Here is a 19,163-nt window from a genome sequence, read left to right as displayed (position 1 = left end):
AACAGGCTTAGCGCTTACGCGCTTAGCTTCGCGCGGCCTTTGGCACGGCGATTGTTCAGAATCTTACGGCCAGCTTTTGTAGCCATCCGTGCGCGGAATCCGTGGCGGTTCTTGCGAACCCGGTTAGATGGTTGGAACGTGCGCTTCATCGCGTTCTCTCCGGTTCGAGGCCAAACCCCATTTGGGATTCGAAGCCGATCAACATTTCAGACCTGTCCTTTAGAGAGGACGCCACCGCATGTCAACGCGCCAAAGCGGTGGAAACTGCAACAATTCCAAGAATGTCACCAATGAAAATGTTTCAATCTTGTACCCGAATACGGTCAAAACTGAAATAACAGGTCGATTTCCATCAACGGGTCGTGAGGCGGGTACCGCTGGAACGAAGATACGTCCATCTATGACCCCACACCACTTGTATCGGAACCATTATGTCACACCCCATCACCCGCAAGCTGCCTATGATTGCGATTCTTATCGTCGCGGCAATTGGGACCTACCTTTTACGCGACAAACTGACGTTTGAAGCGCTCGCCCAAAATCGCGAGGCCTTGCTGGCGTTTCGTGACAGTAACTATGTGGCGACCGTCGTCGTGTTTATCGCCGCCTACATCGCGATCGTTGCATTTTCGCTGCCCGGCGCGACCATCGCCACCTTGACCGGCGGTTTTTTATTCGGGGTCTTTCCCGGTGCCTTGTTCAACATGATCGGCGCAACCATCGGTGCAACGGCGATTTTCCTTGCCGCGCGCTGGGGCTTTGGCGAAGGGTTTAGCCAAAAGCTTGATAACGCCGACGGGGCCGTCAAAAAGATCAAAGAGGGCATCAACGAAAACCAGTGGTCGATGCTATTCTTGATGCGTCTGATCCCAGTCGTCCCATTCTTTTTGGCAAACCTGATTCCATCCTTCTTGGGTGTGCCCCTGCACCGTTTTGTGATTTCCACGTTCTTTGGCATCATCCCCGGTTCGGTGGTTTACACCTCTGTCGGTGCAGGGCTGGGCGAGATTTTCGCCCGCGGCGAAACACCTAACCTCGGCATCATTTTTGAGCCAGCCATCCTCTTTCCCATCATCGGGCTGTCGGCATTGGCCGCCCTGCCCATTGCGATCAAAGCCCTGCGCGGCAAGAAAGGTCTATAAGCCATGAACCGTATCACAACAGATATTTGCATTATTGGTGGCGGCTCTGGCGGTCTTTCGATTGCAGCGGGTGCCGTGCAAATGGGGGCCAAAGTGGTCCTGATCGAAGGCGGGAAGATGGGAGGCGATTGCCTGAACTATGGCTGCGTGCCTTCTAAGGCGCTGATCGCCTCGGCAAAGCAAGCGCACGCAATGTCCCATGGCGCAAAGCTTGGCGTTGCAGACACCCAAGCCACCGTTGATTACGCAGCAGCCAAAGACCATGTGCATGACGTCATCGCCACAATTGCCCCGCTTGATAGCGTCGAACGCTTCGAAGGACTGGGCGTGCAGGTGATCCAAGATTACGGGCGCTTTATTTCAGAAACCGAAGTACAGGCAGGCGACACCATCGTCACCGCGCGGCGTTTTGTCGTGGCCACTGGATCCGGCCCGTTCGTCCCACCTATTCCTGGGTTGGATGAGGTCACATATTACACGAATGAAAACATCTTTGATCTACGCGACAAACCCGCGCATCTGATCGTCATTGGTGGCGGCCCGATTGGCATGGAAATGGCGCAAGCACATCGACGGCTTGGCTGTGAGGTCACCGTGATTGAAGGCGCCAAAGCGATGGGTAATGATGACCCGGAAATGGCGGCAATCGTTCTCGACAACCTACAGGCTGAGGGTGTGAACATCGTCGAAGGAGCACAAGCCGAGAAAATCAGCGGCACGGATGACAGCATTACCGTCCATACGCCCGCCGGAGACTTCACCGGATCGCACCTGTTGATGGCGGTAGGCCGCAAGGTCAACATCGACAAACTCGACCTTGATAAAGGCGGCATTGAACATGATCGCCGCGGATTGAAAGTGGGCGACAACCTGCGATCTATCAGTAATAAAAAGGTTTCTGCTGCCGGCGACGTCGCAGGCGGACTGCAATTCACACATGTTGCGGGGTACCATGCCGGTGTTTTGATCCGGTCAATGTTGTTTGGATTGCCGTCCAAACAACGGACGGATCACATCCCTTGGGCAACCTATACCGATCCTGAACTGGCCCAAGTCGGCCTGACCCAAGCCCAAGCTGAAGATAAATTCGGCGCGGCCGTCGAAACGGTGCGCTTTGAATATGCACATAACGACCGCGCGATTGCAGAACGCAAAACCAAAGGTCTGATCAAAGTCATGGTCGTCAAAGGCCGCCCAGTGGGCGCATCCATTGCGGGGCATCAAGCGGGCGAGTTGATCGGTATGTGGGCGATGGCAATTGCCAATAAAATGAAAATGTCAGCCGTTGCGAACGCTGTTTTGCCCTACCCCACAATTAGTGAGGTTAACAAACGCGCCGCGGGTGCCTATTTTACCCCAAGACTATTTGAAAACCCGACGGTGAAACGTGTCGTCGGACTTGTGCAGCGCTGGTTGCCATAGCGAGGGTTAATGACCAACTCACTTTCGGGCCGATTTTTGATTCTCACGGTCATTTTTGTGATGCTGGCTGAGGTATTCATTTTCGTGCCCTCAATCGCGCGTTTCCGGCAGGACTACTTGATTGCGCGGCTTGAACGGGCGCAGATCGCATCGCTCGCGCTTGAGGCAGACGATATGATAACCCCCGCGCTAGAGGTTGAACTACTGACCAATGCCGAAGTCTATAACGTCGTGCTGCGCCGCGACGACATGCGACAGTTGGTGCTCTCATCGCCGATCCCATCACCGATTACCGCCACCTATGACATGCGCGCGCCGACCAGCATGACCTTGATCCGCGATGCGCTAAGCACCCTGCTTGATAAAGAAGAGCGGGTCATTCGGATCATCGGCAACCCGGTACGTGATGGCGGCTTGCTGATTGAAGTCACCATTGATGAAATGCCCCTGCGCAACGCGATGCTGCAATACGGCTGGAACATTCTGATCCTCTCCGCGTTCATTTCGGTTGTGACAGCTGGGATGTTATTCTTTGCCGTGCGCAAATTGCTGGTGACGCCAATCAAGGGCGTTGTGACCCATATGGAATCATACGCCAGAGCCCCTGAAGACGCCCGCCAAATCATTGTGCCATCCGCGAGTATCAAAGAACTGCGCGCCGCCGAAGAATCGTTGCAAATGATGCAAATGCAGCTGACCAGCGCGCTTAAGCAAAAGCAAAGGCTCGCCCAATTGGGCAGCGGTGTCGCGAAGGTGAGCCATGATTTGCGTAACATCTTAACATCAGCGCAACTATTTACGGATCGGATTGAAGGCTCCGAAGACCCGCTCGTGCAACGCATGGCCCCCAAGCTCGTTGGGTCGATTACACGCGCGGTGAACCTTTGCGAGAACACGTTAGCCTTTGGCGGCGCTGAAGAACCCGCCCCCGCCCTCTCCCGCGTGACCCTCGCCCATATCGTCGGCGATGTAATTGACAGCGAACGACTCGCGGCCGGGGACTATGCGATATCGTTCTCAGAAGATATTCCCGCCACAATGGCCGTGCGCGCCGACGGCGAGCAGCTCTACCGCGTTATTCAAAACCTTGTGCGCAACGCGCGCCAAGCCATCATGGCGACTAAGAAATCTGGTGAAATTTGCATTCACGCGCATGAAGACGACGACTGTTGGCATGTGACCGTTTCTGACACCGGGCCAGGCCTTCCGCCCAAAGCCCAAGAACACCTGTTCCAACCTTTTCAAGGCGGGGTACGCAAAGGGGGTTCAGGGCTTGGCCTTGTGATCGCAGGTGACCTAATTCGTGGGCACGGCGGGAGACTGCGGCTACAAGACACTGGCCCCGCAGGCACGACATTTATCATTGAATTGCCCAAAGCAGATCTCGCGCTTACGCAACTCAACGAATGAAAAAGAATCCAATTAGGGCCTTGCGCCCACCCGCCAGCCCGTCTAAATCCCCCCATACGCGGATTGGTAGCTCAGTTGGATAGAGTACTTGACTACGAATCAAGGGGTCGGGGGTTCGAATCCTCCCCAGTCCGCCATTTACCCTCTTGTGAAACGACACATAGTTCTTCCTTTTGCGACAGAGCTTTACCTTTTTCGACGCATAGCTTTGCTTTTGGTCATTTGAGGTGATGTCTTGCATGATTTCCCTTTCAAAACTGGTTTTGAGCAAAGCGCTTCAGCGCGCCTGCCTCTAAAACCTGCTCCCGGCGAGGGTTGGGGGTAGCAAGAGCAATACAATTCGACAGGGTGGGTGCGGCCCGCAGGCGTAGCCGAGGACACGGCCCTGCCTAATTGTGTTGCGGGCGCGTGGGGACGACGTCCCCTAGCTCTTGTTTAAAAAAGGGCGGATTCCGGATCTTCGCTGCAGATGCAGTATGGCTGCTTATGTTGGATGTACTGGACGACAGGCAGAGGCTGAGTGCGCAATGTGTGAGGCGTTTTTTGGGGTCAGGGAGAGATCACTCCCTCTGGCCCGATGTCTGCGAAATGTGCTAGTTGAGCAGCGAAATACCCAAAATCGAACAAGATTCACCTAAAGAAACAGTCGCCCAAGGAAACAAGCCAATGCCTACAACTCTGCATTTGATGTGCGGTAAAATCGCTTCAGGGAAGTCTAGTTTGGCAGCCAAGCTTGGTGCGGTTGACCACACCATTGTTATCTCTGAGGACGACTGGCTGAACGCGCTTTATGGTGAAGATATGTCTTCAATTTCGGACTACGTGCGATGTATGGCCAAGCTGCGCAAGGTCATCGGGCCTCATGTTGTGTCCTTGCTCCATGCGAATGTTTCGGTGGTTTTAGATTTTCAAGCCAATACCCTTGAATCACGCCATTGGATGCGCGGCCTATTGGACCAAACAAGCGCGGCCCATCAACTTCATGTGCTGGATGTTCCTGACGAAATCTGCCTCATGCGACTGCATGCACGCAATGCCTTAGCCGAACACCCTTTTGCAGCAACAGAAGAACAATTTCGGCAGGTCTCCGAGCACTTCGTCGCGCCCTCATCAGAGGAAGGATTCAATATCGTTTTGCATAACGCCGACCCGGCTTCCTGATCAAAAAGCAGCTTAGATGTCGGGCTGATATCAAGATCATGAGGGGCCCAAAGATTGGCGGTTCACCCACGACCGCTCAAGTCGAAGATGAGGCACGCCATCACTGGTCTTTTCAACCGAGTGCCCCTTGGGACCAACGATGCCGCGAATACGTTTGCGTAAATTCGAGAACTGATCCGAGGCCACCACATCAACGGCTTCGTCTAGATCCAACTCCAATCGGAACCAGTCCGATTTGACCATCGAGATCGATACTACCTTTGCTGTAAACGGGTGAGACAAGTAGGTGCCGCTGACTTTGTGACCAACGGCCCACCCTTTGGGTGGCCCGTTAGCGATGGCAGCACACAGGCTGTTCCAATCGCGAAACCCATGTTGATGGGCAATTAATTCCAGCGATTTAGCATGAGTAACCGGTGCGCCATCTTCTGATCGTTTTTGGCGCAACCGCTTTGCTTGGTCCTTGGCTTGCATTGTTGAGGGCAGGTACGTGTTCATTTGATCTCTCCCTGCGCGCTGTTATGTGGCCGGTGATGCGCCGTGTGAAAAATGCCCCACGTCAGCTCTGTTTTCTGAGCGGTGCGCCAAAGCACAGTTATCGTAATTCCCAGCATGGTCACCTCTGCCAAGGGCCCTGCATACCAGATGCCAATTTCACCGAAGCCTAGAGGCAGAAAAAACGTCAATGGGAGTGCGAGGGCGTAGGGTTTTGTCAATCCTAAGAGTGCCGCTTTTCCCGCAGCTCCAATCGTTTGGAAATAGGTTGCGATCATCATCAACGGCCCAACCAAAAAGAACACACAGGTCATGACAGGCAAAATACGCGCGACCTCAGCGATGACCTCAGTATCGTCCACAAATGCGCTGGCAATCAAGGCAGGTAGGCTCATCACAACAGCTTGCACCACCACGCAATAAAGAAACGCCACCCAAAGCCCAACACGCAGACTTGCATCCGATCTGTGCCACAGTCCAGCGCCATAGTTGTTGCCAGTGATTGTTTGCATGGCAAAGGACAGCCCCAATAGCGGCAAAAACGCAAAGGTGATGACTCGTGTGATGATCCCATAGGCAGTGATCGTATCTGCATACCCAGGCTGCCCAACCCATTGCAAAGCTGTAATGATCGCTGCCGATCCGAGCGCTAGCCCGACGAAATTCAAGCTTTGAGGTGCTCCTAAAGTGAGGATGCGCCCCCACCCATGTCTCACCGAGTGCGACAGTAGGGTCGCTGGCCGCAATGCTGTTGCGCCACGGAAGCGGAACCCAAGGATGATGAAAAAGGCAAGGGTTTGAGCCGCAGCTGTCCCATAGGCTGATCCTGCGACACCCATGTCTAAAATCGCGATCAAAATGTAATTGAAGCCAATATTTGCTATCGACACCAGCAGGCTCATCACGGCCATGAAAACCACGCGCCCTTCGTTGCGCAGCGCATCGGAATTCACTGACAGCACGAAAAGCAGCGGAGAAAAGAACACTGTGATCCGCAGATAGACCAAGCCCATTTGCGCCAAAGTCTCTGAACTACTGGCAAGTAACAACGCCACAGGCTGACCTGCGAGGAGAAACAAAACGATCAGAAACGCCCCCAATGTGATCGCCAATCCGTGTGCGCCAGCGAATGTGGCCCGCGCTTTGTCGATGTCATCGGCGCCAAGAGAGCGCGCGAGAAGGCTGGACATCCCATTCGCCACCAGCGTGGAAAGCGCGACGATCAGCATATAGATCGGAAACATCAACGTGACAGCGGCCAAGGCATCGGGACCAACATAGATGCCAAGAAACAGCGCATCCGCCACGGAGAGCAATCCGTTCATCCCCATCACAAAAATAATCGGAAGCGCAGTTTTTAAATAGATGGACCCAAGCGGCCCATCGGTGAATGTATTGGTGGGAGTCTCAGTCATATCCCGTATCTCTCTAGCCAAATCGCGCAATGAAGATGGGGTCCGCATTACCATCCGCGCGATATGCGGAAAGAGGAGATAGAAATATACGTCATAGAACTTCACCAAGACAAATGTCAGCGGGAGGCAGGCGTCTACAGCCTAAGGGAGAGCTAAGCTGAAGTCATCTGTTGGTCAAGGGGGTATTGGCGGGCCATTGACTGGCGGTCTGTTCTCAGGGTGATGGGCTTCACCAAATCACATTCGGTAAAGCCCTTACTTTAAGGGTTATCTTGCAAGAAAGCGCGTGACATCCGAGGTGAAGCGCTCAATGTGCTGAAAGTGAAAAGCGTGGCCAGAATTTGGGTAAATCGCCAATTGCGCATTCGGAATTGCACGGGCGAGAGCGAGAGAATTCTCGACTTGAAAAGCTCGATCTTGATCGCCGTTGGCCACAAATACAGGTGATGAAATCCGCCCGAGCGTTTCGAATGCGCCGTCCTCTCCGGTAAGAAAAGCCCGCGTTGCCGCAGCCTGTACCGCGAGGGTTGCCATGGTGCTTTTCGCGCGGGCCCCTGCCGCAGCATCCCCCCCGCCGATCCGTTCAAGTGAGGCAAGCCCCGCCGCGCGACTGCTTTCGCTTTCACCATAAAATAGAAAATGCATATCTTCTGCTGTGTTGATCTCTTTGCCAGCCGTTGCCAACCATTCTTGGGGTGCAGGTACGGTGCCTGCCGTACGATAGCTGGGCGTCGTACCTGCAAGAACAACACGCCCAAGGCGGGCACTGTATTTAGCCGCAACGATCTGCGCGATCATACCACCCATCGACCAACCGAGGATGTTCGGTGCTTCAAGTCCAAGCGCATCAGCCAGCCCAATCGCAACATCCGCGGCCCCTTCGAGCGTTTCTGGCACCTCACCGCCGCTTTCCCCCACACCTACGCTGTCGAAAGTAATGACACGGTGGTGGTGTGCCAATGAGTCAATGAAAGCAGGATCCCAATCGGAGATCGTGCCGCGAAACCGGTTCAAAAGTAAAATCGGCGCACCAGAGCCATGGCTTTCCCAAGCAATCTCGGCACCCGCAACCTGCATATGTTTAACATTCGCCTGCGCGGTCACTGGAATCGTTGCAGCGGCAGCGGCGCCAGCGAGGAGGCCAAGAGTATCTCTTCGGGTTTGTGTCATAATCAGTTTCCTTTGTTGATCATTTATCTGTCGATTTCGAGGGCAAGCGCTGTGGCTTCACCACCGCCGATGCACAGAGCCGCGACGCCACGTTGCAAACCGCGCGTCCGAAGCGCGTACAGCAATGTCACGATGATCCGCGCGCCGGTTGCACCTATTGGATGGCCAAGCGCGCAAGCCCCGCCATTTACATTCAATCGATCCCTAGAAATGCCAATGTCCTTTGCTACCGCCATGGCGACGACTGCGAAGGCCTCGTTGATTTCCCACAGGTCAACATCCGCAACATCCCAGCCGATTTGATCCAATAGTTTGCGGATCGCGGGAATTGGCGCAGTTGTATACCAAGCTGGATCTTGGGCATGGGACGTATACCCCTGGATGCGGGCCAAAATCGGCATGCCGTGGAGCTCAGCAACGGAGCGGCGCGTGAGGACAAGAGTGGCCGCTCCGTCCGCATTTCCTGATGCGCTGGCGGCGGTGATCGTCCCATTTGCATCGAAGGCAGGACGTAAGGTTGGAATTTTTTCGGGGTCTAGCAGAGTTGGGCGTTCATCTTGTGAAACTACAGTAGATTTTTTGCGCTGCATCACATCCATCGCGACAGTTTCAGCGTCAAAGGCGCCTGAATGCAGCGCTGTCTTGGCGCGTTCGAGGGTTTCGATCGCAAATTCATCTTGTTGGGTGCGCGTTAAGCCGTATTTTTTGGCGGCAGCTTCCCCGAATGCCCCCATGGGACGGCCTACGTCATAGGCATCTTCCAATCCGTCGTGCATCATATGGTCGAGAACCGTCGTTGGCCCCGCTTTTTGCCCGCCGCGCAGCGCAGCCATCAGGTGTGGAGCACGAGACATGCTTTCCATGCCGCCTGCCAGCATCACATCCGCTTGGCCTAACGCAAGTTGGTCGGCTGCGGTCATCACAGCTTTCATTCCTGATCCACAAACTTTGTTGAGTGTTGTTGCTCCGACCGTATCGGCCATCCCTGCTGCCCGCGCGGCCTGTCGCGCAGGTGCCTGTCCCTGTCCCGCTGTCAGGACACATCCCATGAGTACCTCGGTAACATCAGACGGACTGAGTGCGGCGTCGGCTAGGGCTGCTTTGATGGCGGCGGCTCCGAGGTCTGAGGCAGGGAGCGAAGAAAGGCTGCCCATGAAGCCTCCTAGGGGCGTGCGTCGAGCGGCAGATATCACGATGGGGTCGAGCATTTTTAGGTCCTTCGTATGATTCCAGTTAAATTACGGTTGTAATCTAATCAGTGTCAATATTAGATTATGGTCATAATTATTGATTTAGAGGGCAGAACATGCGCGTGACCCAAGAAGTTGCAGATCAAAACCGCCTCAAAGTCGTGGAAGTGGCGAGTCGGAAGTTCAGAGAGCATGGATACGATGGAATTGGCGTCGCAGATTTGATGAAAGCCGCCGGATTGACACACGGGGGTTTTTACAAACAATTCAAAGGTAAAGCCGCGTTGATGGTCGAGGCAACGGCAGAGGCGATGGCAGCGAACCGACGTTTCTGGCAAAGCATTTTTGAAAAAAACGACCGCCCCCGCACAGAAGCGTTTCGCGACGCATACCTGTCAAACTTACATACGACCAATATTTCTGAGGGATGCTGTTTTGCGAGTCTAGCTGCGCAAGCACATCGTTATGGACCGGAATTACAGGAAGTCTTTGGAGAGGGCCTTCAAGAGTTGGTTCAGATGATAGAGCCTTCTTATGAAGGCGAAGCCGATGAGGAGGCGCTGCGCACAGTCTCTTTGCTTGTCGGCGCATTGGTTTTATCTCGCGCGGTGGGCGATCACCCCATCGGCGAAAAGGTGAGGATGGCGGCGCACAACGCGACGAAGGCGTCGCCTGAGCAAGCTGAAACGTGAACTGGCTGTATGTGCGATGCTCGTGTCCTACGGGCAGAACTCTTGGAGTGCAACTCATGCCAGATCGGGTTTCCTTGCAGCTCAGACGTAAGGCTAGAGATCACAGGTCCAGTGTGTCGGACGCAAGTTGGCGGGCTGCAATGTCGGATATCACCTGTCGAACCCATGCCACCAGAGGCCTCTTACTTCTGCGAGAATGAGATAGCATTTCCAACTGCTGCGCACTCAAGTCGACCGCCACAGGGCAATCTGCAATTTCAAGGGCTGGGCTTTGAGCCAGTAACATGGCAACGCCTCTTGGGGCCGTGAGGATCATATCGGTTGTAGCAATGATACTTTCGGCATGTGTGAAGCTGTTCACAGTGAGTGCGATATGGCGCTCATAACCAAGCGCGGCAAGGGCTTTATCGGTGCTGCCAAACGGATCCTTGCCTGGGTTGTGAAGAACGTGCCGCAATTGAGCATATCGCTTAGGTGTTAAGCCTTGTTTCAAAATCGGATGGTCATGGCGTAAAATACACGCGTATCCTTCCTGCGCTAGCACATCCTTTTGAAAACGAGTGGGCACATCGCCAAAGCTGGCCAAAACCAGATCAACCTCCCCTAGATCCAATAGTTCTTGTGACCGCCCGCTTGTTGGAACCACACGCAGTGTCATGTGGGGTGCGTGATGCGAAAGGAAACGCGCGAGGGGTGGTAGCAGCACGAGATTGAAATAGTCCACGGCGGCAAGGGTAACGGTGCCCGTGTCTGTGGCTGGATCAAATTGCCTGCGGCCCAAGATATCTTCGAGTTCCGCAAGAATGCTTTGTATCGGGGCCGCCAATTCCTTGGCGCGATCCGTTGGCTCCATTCCTACCGGTGACTTGACCAAAAGTTCATCATCCAAGGCGGATCGCAGGCGTTGCAAAGCGTTGGACATCGCAGGCTGTGACATGCCCAGCTTCTCCGCTGCACGAGTCACGTGACGCTCACGGTACACGGCATCAAAAACGACCAGCAAGTTCAGGTCCAATGTCCGAAGGTGTCTCTTGTCATTCATAATGTGAATTTATGCATTCTATTAATCCATTTCAATGATGGAATTTGAGCTCTTAAAACATGTGTGGATGAAGCTATTTCATAAGGATAAAATATGCGTTTTGAGAACCAGACGGCCGTCGTAACGGGCGGCAACTCAGGCATTGGCCGCGCCGCTGCGCAAGCCTTCAGAAAAGAGGGAGCCAAGGTTTCAATCTTGGGTCGGGATCAGAAGACCATGGCAGACACTGTCTCGTCTTTGGGCGTTTCTGGCCAGTGTTGCGACATTACAGAGCGCACGTCAGTTGATGCCTTTATGGAGGATGTCGTACGCCAGCATGGCCTGATTGATGTCTTGTTTGCAAATGCTGGTATCGCTGCATTTACGCCGTTTGAAAATCACGACCCTGTAGGGTTTCGGCAGATCATGGATGTGAATTTTCACGGTACAGTCAATACGATTGCAGCCGCCTTGCCGCATCTTAGCGATGGCGCCAGCGTCATTTTGACGACGTCCATTGCCAACCAAATGGGGGAGCCGCACTCTGCGGCCTATGCTGCAAGTAAAGCCGCGGTAAAGTCACTGGTGTCGACGCTGTCGACGGAATTTGCTCCCAGAGGCATTCGTTTCAACGCGGTGAGCCCGGGTCCAACCGCCACGCCGATTTTTGCAAAAATGGGGCTCGTCGATGAGGCGTTTGAGCAAACTCGGGAATTTATTGCGGCAGCAACGCCAGCAAACCGCATGGGTGAAGAGGCTGACCAAGTTGAAGCCGTCATGTACTTGGCCTCCAGAGCGAGCAATTTCATCGTTGGGCAGGAGCTTGTTATAGACGGCGGTCTGACAGGCTGCGCAACCCTTGGCTAAATTGCCAGTCAGTGATGTGTGTTGTGCTGCCCTTGGGTCAAGTCGGCCGCCACCTGAGGGCAGTACATTCAAAATATTGATTGACGTATAGTCATGTGGCTATAATATAGCCACATGACTATAGAATCACACAATCCCCTCGACCGGGTATTTCAGGCACTTGCACATCCAACGCGCAGAAAGATGCTGGCGCAGCTGATGAGTGAGCCAGGCACCAGTGCGGGCACTCTCGCCGCGCGGTTTGACGCCGCTCAACCAACACTATCACGTCACTTGCTGCAGCTAGAACGGGCGGGCTTGGTGACGCGGCAGGTCAAAGGGCGTTCGCATCTGTTTTGCGCAAATGCAGAAGCGCTTAGCTTAGCCGACGCATGGCTCACAGATCACCGTGCATTTTGGACCGGTAGCCTGCAACGCCTTGGGCGCTTTCTTGACGAGGATGAATTGTGACTGCCTTCACTTTGTCCGAAACCTTCCCTCACGCGAAGGAAAAAATCTTCGCAGCCTTCATGAGAGCAGATGCGCTAGTTCAGTGGATCGCCCCTACAGATGACATGCCAACGACTGTCGAAAAACTTGATTTTGTACCAGAAGGGGGGTTTCGCATCGCGTTTAAAGTTGGCGATGATGTCCTTCATCTCAATGGTCAGTTCTTGGTTATTCAAGCCCATGATCACCTGAGCTTTACTTGGGTTTGGGAGGCGCCTGCGCCACATGCCAATGTAGAAAGCCATGTCTCAATCTCATTGAACACCCTTGGCTCCAAGACTGAAATGACGCTGACACACAGTCGTCTTGACGCTGCTGGCATGGCTGATCGCCACCGTTCAGGTTGGCTTGGCTGCTTTGCCCGTCTCAACAAAACCCTAAAGGAAGATACACTATGATTTTACCTATCACAGCCACCATCGCGGTTCTCTTGGGCGTATTGGTCTTCCCGCTCACTGTCTACGTTTCTCTTCAACGCGCGCGCGTTGGCAAAGAGGCAGGCAAATTGACCGCTGCAGCCTTTGGTCCACATCCGGATGTCAAACTGACGGCTACAATCCGCGCGCATGGCAACCTTATGGAATATGCCGCATTCGGCCTCGTCATGATTGGCTTGGCGGAAGCGAATGGTGCACAAGCAGCGTGGTTGATGCCCGTGGGCTTGGCCTTTGTAGCGGGCCGTTGGCTACACACTTTCGCGATGCTCACCAACCCGTACCCGCCTGCCTTGCGCGGCATTGGGATGGTGACAACTTACGCAGCGATTGTTGGTCCCGTCATCTATCTTGGATTGCAGCTTATCTAACCTATTCTGCTTGCTCAGCTTTGGCGGTAGTGCTGAGCCACCAAGCCACTCATGCGAATACGTTCATCACGAACATACTGGTGATTGCGGGCACAATCGCCGCCGTGCCCGCGCCCGTTTCCTTAAGCGCAGCAGCTGGCAGGGCTGTTACTAGGCCTTGCAGTTGAGCAGCACGATGTTTCCGGTTGTGATGGTGCCGCACCACCACAACATGCGCTGGCGTTTTCTTCAGATGGAACAGTGCGTTGAGCAGGTTTACAAACCGCTCTTAGGCCACCCAGACGTACGACAACAGAGCCGCCCTGTTCTTTCGGCGCACCAATCGACATAAGAGTCAGGGCCTCGTTGTTTTGGCCATATTCCGCCAACACAGGCGCCTGAGCCAATTCAGGCAAGACAGATATGCTTTCCTTTAGGATGTGATTGAATTTCTGTACGCTCATATGGGTCGCTCCCTGACCATCGAGCAGCTGCAAACGAGCTTCATGCCAGCTGTCAACATTGCCTCCGCAATCAATCCCAGTAGTCAAAGAATGGCGCAGTTCGGTTACGTGATACCCAGATCCAATGTCACCACCATCAGTCGTAAATACCAAGGGAAGTGAAGCGTCATAGGTCTGCAAGTTGCTAAGTAAGCTGTTAAAGGTTGTCATTTTCATGCCTTTCATTTCAATAATTCTTGAATTAATATAATTGAAGAGGCTGGCATTTCAAGAGGTGTTGAAATATGGATGAGGTAGAAGCTGCAATTTTATTTGGGGCATTATCGAACAAGGACAGGCTTAAAGTCATTCGCGCGTTGGTCGAAGCGGGGCCGGCCGGAATGAATGCAGGCGATATTGCTTCAAAGATTGGCGCCAGCCCATCTCGGGCCTCGTTTCATTTGGCGGCACTCGCTGAAGCCGGATTTGTGGTGAGGCAAAGGCAATCACGAAGCCTGAATTACCGGGTCGACTTCGATCGGGTTGGTGGTTTGGTCTCATTCTTGATGGAGGATTGCTGCATGGGAGGCTGCTCTCAGGGAGGAAAGCCAGCGGATAATAATCGTTGCTCTTGCAAGGCGACATAGCCCTCTTCGTAGGCAAGCCTCTAAACCTCAATCACTCAGGCGAAGATCGCTGGATCACGTGGCATTCGCGTCCCACCTTTGCTGCAAGTTTCAGAGCATTTTCCTGTAGCGCCTCTATATTGAAGTTCTGCAGTCTCGTCAGCGCGATCGATTTTGGGAGGGCGCTCGACATCCCAGTCGGAAACAGATGGGCAAAGAATGACACAACCGTCGCACCTGACCGTCTTAAATGCTCCTTATCCAATGAAAATTTCTGAATGTGGTCAATCGGGATGAGCTGAACTCGTTTTCTAGTCATTGCAATCGCAATATGTGCGGGGCCTGCCGTCCCGATGCCGAGTGAAGAAGGAAACCGTAAAGCCTTGGGCCAATAATAAGTTCCGGTTGCCGATAAACCACCCAAGCCCGGCATGTCGTTGATGGTTATAAAGGGCTCGTATTGTTTTAGCAGATCGATTTGAGACGGGGGCACATCGGGCAGCCAGCCGTGCTCGACTGACATCCTGCATGTGGCAGTTGATTGCGCTGGGTCCTCACCCAGCCCATTCTCTAAAAGTTCCAGATAGCGTGCAGGGGGAGTGATGCGAATTTCAATCCGGGCCGGGCCATTTATCCATGTTATACTGCTAAATTGCGATGTTGATGCTGATGTGCCGACCCCGAGGTTTGCCTCAAGCCGATAGCGCAGCGCATCCAAGTTCTTGTTGGGGTCAGCATGTTCGGCATAACTAGAATGCAACACATTTGTGTAGCTATCGGGCTTGGAAAGTTGTGGAGTGTAATTAAACCCAAATGGCGCAAGGCCCTCCAAAATTGTTGGATGTGGCGCCGTAAGACAACTCAGTGATCCCTTCCCAGTATGCGTCGGTGGAAAAGAAGACATCCATTGTCCACGCGTCCACCAATAAGGAATACGATGCGCTGCGAGCAGGTCCCAGATAGCTATTTTAGGGAAAGTCATGCTGCGGGGAGGGGCAAAATCATCCATCATTTGGTGCTATCAATACCTCGAGAATTTCGTCCTTTGAGACGCCACAAGAGCCATGCAAACAGATTGATCACAAATAAACTGCTAAGTGATGGTACAATTGCTGCCATTCCCGCGTCTTGTCCAAAGCTAACACTAACGACAATTTTCAGGGCTGTGCCAAGATTGATGATAGCTAAACCTATCCAAAGGTTTCGTTGCCAAAAAGCATAGAACAGCAGTGTTAGGAATAGAACGACAGAAACGATGAGGGCAAAAAGCGGCCACATGTTTTCGTTCAGCAAAAACAGCTTCTTTTCCCACTCCAGATAGTCACTGACCCCAGAGGAGACCACCGCTGGCGCGTTGAACCAAAAGAGGCTGGTTGCAAGTAACGCCATGAACCCAACGATATGCCAAATCTTATGGCGGTAGGCATAATAGGCCGCCGGAATGATAAAGAGCGGGCGGGAATACCATGAAAATTGGTTTTGATGACGCTCCCACACCCATGCCCCCATTTTTGCACCGGAGACGTATGCGCTGGCGAAAATTGTTGCAGAATAGAGCAAAAGCAACATGATGAGGCAAAGCACAATGCGATCTAGCGTTTCCATGCGCGTCGTTTCTAACATGTGATCGGCCCTCGTTTTAGAATGGATATCTTAATAGATAAACGGAATGAGCTTGGCTGTCTTGGCGGCATAGTCGTCAAATTCTGTCCCGTAGCGTTGTGACAAATACTTATCCAAAGCTGGAATATGAAAAAACACAAAGCCCAATGTCACGAAAGTTGGGATCGCCCACGCTAAAAAGGAAGCGGTCAACAGCGCCCAGCCGATGAAGAGAACGCTGTCGCCGAAGTAATTGATATGCGTGGCATATTTAAACAGACCTTTAGTATAACAGTGGCCCCTAGATGATGCGAGTTTCTTCCATTGCCAACGTTGATGCTCCGACAATGAATTGAGATATGATCCGATTAAAACCAACGCTACAGCGAGAATGTCCGGACCACCGAGCGGCGCTGGATGATGGGTTAAAATACCTGCCCCCAACAGAACGAAGCCGAGCTCAAAGGTCGCAATAAAACCGGAAAGGCCGAGCACTTCGCTGTAGGCGACTTTGCGTTTGAGAAAAATAAACAACGTCACGCAATGGCGTATCCAGTAGAGTGCAGCGCAAATCGCAACAAGACGCGCGCGCATTGGGTTTGGCCAATCAACAGGCCCAAAAGCCAACCAGATGCACAGGGCGACGATGCAGGCATGGATCAAAGCGAACGTCAGCTTTTGCGGAATTGATCGACCATAATTACGATTGACGCCACCGGGTGCGGCCATTGGAGGCTCCTGTCGGCTTGAGGGGAATAGGGCAGATCTGTTGCCGAAATTTTAAAATTATTTAATTTAGACCGATTGGACTATTGTCTACTGACTAGACGACGCCCCCATTGCGTGTCAATTATTTTCGACCAACTGGACGAGAGATGCTATGCCCAAAATCATAGACCGAGATAAATATAGATGCGAGTTGGCCGAACGAGCGGCAGGGTTCTTTTCTAAACATGGCTACGCTGGTGTCGGCATGCGCGGCATCGCCGACCACCTTGGCATGTCAAAGAGCGCTTTGTACCACTATTTTCCCACCAAAGAGGCGCTGTTCCTCGCATCTACAAAAGTAGTGATGAGCCGCACCGCAGGCGCACCGATTGACACCATGGGATCGCAAGAGGCGCAACTGGCTGCGTTGATGGATGTCCTGCGTGCCAATTTTGGCTCGGAGTTGACGTTGGTGTTTGACTATTTGCGCGGCAAAACGCCGGAGGAAATTGCATCAGACGAAGCCATGCAAATTTCGCTTTCGACCTACCTGAATATCATGGAACGTATCGTTGGCCCCGAACGAGCCAGCCAAACCCTGTCAGCCGTGATGGGAGAACTGATGCTGGATTATTTATCCGGTGGGGTGCTGTCAGATTGAATGGCCCCATGAGATGCCGCGGAAATCTGCGCGTTAACACGGTCGATCTCAGCCTCATACCACGCAATCGTTTCCTTTGGATGCTCGCGAAATGCAGGCGCAAAGGACTGCGGCGCTTCAGTATCTTCATCATATTCTGTTGACCAAACCATCATCGCCAAAAAGGCAGGGAGCAACCCCCGTGCTTTTGCCGTGGGGGTGTAACAAACCTTGCTTTTCTTGTGCTGGTCAATCTCGCGATGGATCATGCCTGCTTCCTCAAGTTTCAGCAGGCGTGCGGCAAGGACGTTCGTTGCGATGCCCTCCTCGGATGCAAGGAATTCGCCGTAATATCGCTTGCCGTGAAGCAACATGTCGCGCAGCAAAATAAAGCTCCATTTGTCACCAAATACGCCCGCTGCGTATCGCACGGGGCAGCCTATCAAAGGTTTTTTTATATTCTTAGCCATGTCGAAAATATAGAGGAAAACATTTTACTTGCAATTCACAAGTCGGTCATTTATCGAATCACTTGCAAAAAGCAAGTAATATGGGATTTTTGGCATGACAGCACCTTTCGTATGGTTCGATAACATTGGATCAGATCGCAACAAGACGAGTGATTTTCTCTCAAAGACGTTTGATTGGGCGCCAAACGATATTGGTCCCATGACATTCTTGTCCAAGGACGATGGCAAGCCCCCGGAAAACCGCCAGCTTGGGAAACAATAGTATCTGGTTGCCTGACGCTATGGGGAACTGATGTTAAAGACCGAGCACGGAAAGAACTCTGCCAATACTTTTCAAGCTCACAACATGCTTGGAGTTATTCAGAGATTTGTTTTGATGTTGGAAGCTTCGATGGCACCTTTGTTTCCGTGGCTGTTCCAGACAGTCAAAAGCTGACCATCGAGGACCGATTCCTGACCAAGGACTTAGCCAGGACATCGTTCAGAGATGGGCTCTTCGCCTTGGCGGAAAAAGTAGTGGCCAAGCAAGGGGGTCACCGTGATCGCGAGGACCCAGGACAGCCGCCGCGAAATGCCAATCACCGCAAACAGCGAAAACAGGAATTCGTCTGTTGCATCTGGGCTAAGGCCGATACCTGCAAAGGCCATGATGCCAACTACAGTCGCACCGAGCAGGGGAATTTGTGTCTTGCTCGCAGCCTCTGTTGAGGCTTCGCGCGATGTCTGGCCGCGCTGCATGTTGATCTGCATGCCCTCTGCGACAACAATGGCGTTGTCCACTAGCATCCCCATGGCGATAATCAACGCGCCAAGCGAAATACGTTCCATTTCGATTGACCCTAGGGCCATGAAAAACAGCGTGCCAACCACGGTCTATAACAGCGTTGCACCAACAACAACCGCGGCGCGCCAGCCCATAAAGATTGCCAGAACGATAATCACAATCGCCACCGACCTGGCGAGGTTCACCTACACCAAGGCTGAACGCTTCAACGCCGTTATGGCGCAGGATCAGGTTGGGGTTGTCTTCGCGACCGCGATACACCTCTGCGAAGTCCGCCAGATTGATGACCTGCCCGCCGACACCGACATCAAGCGCGGCAATGACCTATACGCTGTCAGACCCGTCGGGGCGCTGCAAAAGCGAGCGTCCCTCTTCGGTCTGGATCGACCCGCCTTCGACGACTTCGTCCGCGTTGGCAAGTGCGGCTTGCATCAGTGCCGGAGGGATGCCCAACGACGTCGACGGGGCCAGATCCGGTTCGACATAGATGCGTTCGTTCGGGTTTTCCGAAATGACTGCATCGGCCACACCATCAGCCGACAGCACCTCAAGCCGGAGGAAATCGGCAAGATCGTTAATCTCGCGGTCGCTGAATCCGGGCGCGGTGATGGCGTAGTACAGTCGTAAACGTT

Annotated in this window: 23 protein-coding genes, 1 tRNA gene and 1 pseudogene; 13 read left to right on the top strand and 12 right to left on the bottom strand. The window is 53.2% G+C overall.

Annotation, left to right across the window (positions count from 1 at the left end):
- Positions 1 to 14: 14 nt before the first annotated feature.
- Positions 15 to 149 (bottom strand): 50S ribosomal protein L34, encoded by a 135-nt coding sequence (gene rpmH / locus Yoon_RS12890; protein WP_008231458.1) that lies wholly within the window; start codon positions 147 to 149, stop codon positions 15 to 17.
- Between the two features lie 282 nt (positions 150 to 431).
- Here rpmH and Yoon_RS12885 point away from each other — a divergent pair, with 282 nt between their 5' ends.
- The 5 genes from Yoon_RS12885 to Yoon_RS12865 all read left to right on the top strand — a co-directional run bounded on the left by Yoon_RS12885 (position 432) and on the right by Yoon_RS12865 (position 5,135).
- A complete protein-coding gene (locus Yoon_RS12885) occupies positions 432 to 1,142 on the top strand; it encodes a TVP38/TMEM64 family protein (RefSeq protein ID WP_238112687.1) in 711 nt (236 codons plus the stop codon).
- A 3-nt stretch (positions 1,143 to 1,145) separates the two neighbouring features.
- Positions 1,146 to 2,564 (top strand): NAD(P)/FAD-dependent oxidoreductase, encoded by a 1,419-nt coding sequence (locus Yoon_RS12880; protein ID WP_238112686.1) that lies wholly within the window; start codon positions 1,146 to 1,148, stop codon positions 2,562 to 2,564.
- 9 nt (positions 2,565 to 2,573) lie between these two features.
- On the top strand, positions 2,574 to 3,974 hold the full coding sequence (locus Yoon_RS12875) for a HAMP domain-containing sensor histidine kinase (protein WP_238112685.1): 1,401 nt from the start codon (positions 2,574 to 2,576) through the stop codon (positions 3,972 to 3,974).
- A gap of 60 nt (positions 3,975 to 4,034) precedes the next feature.
- Positions 4,035 to 4,111: transfer RNA gene (locus tag Yoon_RS12870), tRNA-Arg, on the top strand.
- Positions 4,112 to 4,640: 529 nt separating this feature from the next.
- Positions 4,641 to 5,135 carry an ATP-binding protein gene (locus tag Yoon_RS12865; protein ID WP_238112684.1) on the top strand — a complete coding sequence of 165 codons (495 nt, stop codon included), beginning with the start codon at positions 4,641 to 4,643 and terminating at the stop codon, positions 5,133 to 5,135.
- A gap of 36 nt (positions 5,136 to 5,171) precedes the next feature.
- Here the strand turns inward: Yoon_RS12865 and Yoon_RS12860 are convergent, their stop codons facing one another.
- The 4 genes from Yoon_RS12860 to Yoon_RS12845 form a co-directional block, all read right to left on the bottom strand.
- Positions 5,172 to 5,633 carry a glyoxalase superfamily protein gene (locus Yoon_RS12860; protein WP_238112683.1) on the bottom strand — a complete coding sequence of 154 codons (462 nt, stop codon included), beginning with the start codon at positions 5,631 to 5,633 and terminating at the stop codon, positions 5,172 to 5,174.
- A complete protein-coding gene (locus tag Yoon_RS12855; RefSeq protein ID WP_238112682.1) occupies positions 5,630 to 7,045 on the bottom strand; it encodes an MATE family efflux transporter in 1,416 nt (471 codons plus the stop codon). The genes Yoon_RS12860 and Yoon_RS12855 overlap by 4 nt, the downstream gene beginning before the upstream one ends.
- Positions 7,046 to 7,312: 267 nt before the next feature.
- Entirely contained in the window at positions 7,313 to 8,215 is a 903-nt protein-coding gene (locus Yoon_RS12850) for an alpha/beta fold hydrolase (protein WP_238112681.1), read from the bottom strand.
- Between the two features lie 23 nt (positions 8,216 to 8,238).
- Positions 8,239 to 9,423: a thiolase family protein gene (locus Yoon_RS12845; protein WP_255698848.1), complete on the bottom strand. Its 1,185-nt coding sequence runs from the start codon at positions 9,421 to 9,423 to the stop codon at positions 8,239 to 8,241.
- Between the two features lie 98 nt (positions 9,424 to 9,521).
- On the opposite strand from Yoon_RS12845, the gene Yoon_RS12840 reads away from it, so the two are divergent.
- A complete protein-coding gene (locus Yoon_RS12840) occupies positions 9,522 to 10,097 on the top strand; it encodes a TetR/AcrR family transcriptional regulator (RefSeq protein WP_238112679.1) in 576 nt (191 codons plus the stop codon).
- A gap of 100 nt (positions 10,098 to 10,197) precedes the next feature.
- Here Yoon_RS12840 and Yoon_RS12835 read toward each other — a convergent pair whose 3' ends face one another.
- Positions 10,198 to 11,139: a LysR family transcriptional regulator gene (locus tag Yoon_RS12835; protein ID WP_238112678.1), complete on the bottom strand. Its 942-nt coding sequence runs from the start codon at positions 11,137 to 11,139 to the stop codon at positions 10,198 to 10,200.
- Positions 11,140 to 11,232: 93 nt separating this feature from the next.
- On the opposite strand from Yoon_RS12835, the gene Yoon_RS12830 reads away from it, so the two are divergent.
- The 4 genes from Yoon_RS12830 (at position 11,233) to Yoon_RS12815 (ending at position 13,279) form a co-directional block, all read left to right on the top strand.
- The gene (locus Yoon_RS12830; protein WP_238112677.1) at positions 11,233 to 11,985 is read left to right on the top strand and encodes an SDR family oxidoreductase; all 753 of its coding nucleotides are present in this window, start codon (positions 11,233 to 11,235) and stop codon (positions 11,983 to 11,985) included.
- A gap of 114 nt (positions 11,986 to 12,099) precedes the next feature.
- Positions 12,100 to 12,435, top strand: coding sequence for a helix-turn-helix transcriptional regulator (locus Yoon_RS12825; RefSeq protein ID WP_255698847.1), 336 nt, complete (start codon positions 12,100 to 12,102; stop codon positions 12,433 to 12,435).
- Positions 12,432 to 12,872, top strand: a complete 441-nt coding sequence (locus Yoon_RS12820) for an SRPBCC domain-containing protein (protein WP_370642171.1) — start codon at positions 12,432 to 12,434, stop codon at positions 12,870 to 12,872. Before Yoon_RS12825 ends, Yoon_RS12820 begins: the two co-directional genes overlap by 4 nt.
- Entirely contained in the window at positions 12,869 to 13,279 is a 411-nt protein-coding gene (locus Yoon_RS12815) for an MAPEG family protein (RefSeq protein ID WP_238112673.1), read from the top strand. Before Yoon_RS12820 ends, Yoon_RS12815 begins: the two co-directional genes overlap by 4 nt.
- 122 nt (positions 13,280 to 13,401) lie before the next feature.
- Here Yoon_RS12815 and Yoon_RS12810 read toward each other — a convergent pair whose 3' ends face one another.
- The gene (locus tag Yoon_RS12810) at positions 13,402 to 13,932 is read right to left on the bottom strand and encodes a DUF6428 family protein (protein WP_238112672.1); all 531 of its coding nucleotides are present in this window, start codon (positions 13,930 to 13,932) and stop codon (positions 13,402 to 13,404) included.
- 74 nt (positions 13,933 to 14,006) lie between these two features.
- Between Yoon_RS12810 and Yoon_RS12805 the strand changes: the two genes are divergently transcribed.
- Positions 14,007 to 14,348 carry a helix-turn-helix transcriptional regulator gene (locus Yoon_RS12805; protein WP_238112671.1) on the top strand — a complete coding sequence of 114 codons (342 nt, stop codon included), beginning with the start codon at positions 14,007 to 14,009 and terminating at the stop codon, positions 14,346 to 14,348.
- Positions 14,349 to 14,379: 31 nt separating this feature from the next.
- On the opposite strand, the gene Yoon_RS12800 is transcribed toward Yoon_RS12805, so the two are convergent.
- From Yoon_RS12800 to Yoon_RS12790, 3 genes are read right to left on the bottom strand one after another with little or no spacing between them, the layout of a single operon-like run.
- A complete protein-coding gene (locus Yoon_RS12800) occupies positions 14,380 to 15,339 on the bottom strand; it encodes a hypothetical protein (RefSeq protein WP_238112670.1) in 960 nt (319 codons plus the stop codon).
- Positions 15,336 to 15,950, bottom strand: a complete 615-nt coding sequence (locus Yoon_RS12795; protein ID WP_238112669.1) for a hypothetical protein — start codon at positions 15,948 to 15,950, stop codon at positions 15,336 to 15,338. Before Yoon_RS12795 ends, Yoon_RS12800 begins: the two co-directional genes overlap by 4 nt.
- A gap of 30 nt (positions 15,951 to 15,980) precedes the next feature.
- Positions 15,981 to 16,658, bottom strand: a complete 678-nt coding sequence (locus Yoon_RS12790; RefSeq protein WP_238112668.1) for an isoprenylcysteine carboxylmethyltransferase family protein — start codon at positions 16,656 to 16,658, stop codon at positions 15,981 to 15,983.
- Between the two features lie 151 nt (positions 16,659 to 16,809).
- Here Yoon_RS12790 and Yoon_RS12785 point away from each other — a divergent pair, with 151 nt between their 5' ends.
- Positions 16,810 to 17,298: a TetR/AcrR family transcriptional regulator gene (locus tag Yoon_RS12785; protein WP_238112667.1), complete on the top strand. Its 489-nt coding sequence runs from the start codon at positions 16,810 to 16,812 to the stop codon at positions 17,296 to 17,298.
- On the opposite strand, the gene Yoon_RS12780 is transcribed toward Yoon_RS12785, so the two are convergent.
- Positions 17,268 to 17,747, bottom strand: coding sequence for a helix-turn-helix domain-containing protein (locus Yoon_RS12780; protein ID WP_255698846.1), 480 nt, complete (start codon positions 17,745 to 17,747; stop codon positions 17,268 to 17,270). The two genes, Yoon_RS12785 and Yoon_RS12780, sit on opposite strands and share 31 nt — an antisense overlap.
- Before the next feature lie 94 nt (positions 17,748 to 17,841).
- Here Yoon_RS12780 and Yoon_RS12775 point away from each other — a divergent pair, with 94 nt between their 5' ends.
- Positions 17,842 to 18,009 (top strand): hypothetical protein, encoded by a 168-nt coding sequence (locus Yoon_RS12775; protein WP_238112664.1) that lies wholly within the window; start codon positions 17,842 to 17,844, stop codon positions 18,007 to 18,009.
- Between the two features lie 230 nt (positions 18,010 to 18,239).
- Here Yoon_RS12775 and Yoon_RS12770 read toward each other — a convergent pair.
- A pseudogene (locus tag Yoon_RS12770) lies at positions 18,240 to 19,163 on the bottom strand (efflux RND transporter permease subunit); the annotation flags it as partial.

Source organism: Yoonia sp. I 8.24 (genome assembly GCF_022096995.1).
Taxonomy (GTDB): domain Bacteria; phylum Pseudomonadota; class Alphaproteobacteria; order Rhodobacterales; family Rhodobacteraceae; genus Yoonia.
The sequence above is the reverse complement of the archived record's forward strand: the minus strand, read 5'-3'. Positions and strand labels throughout refer to the sequence as shown.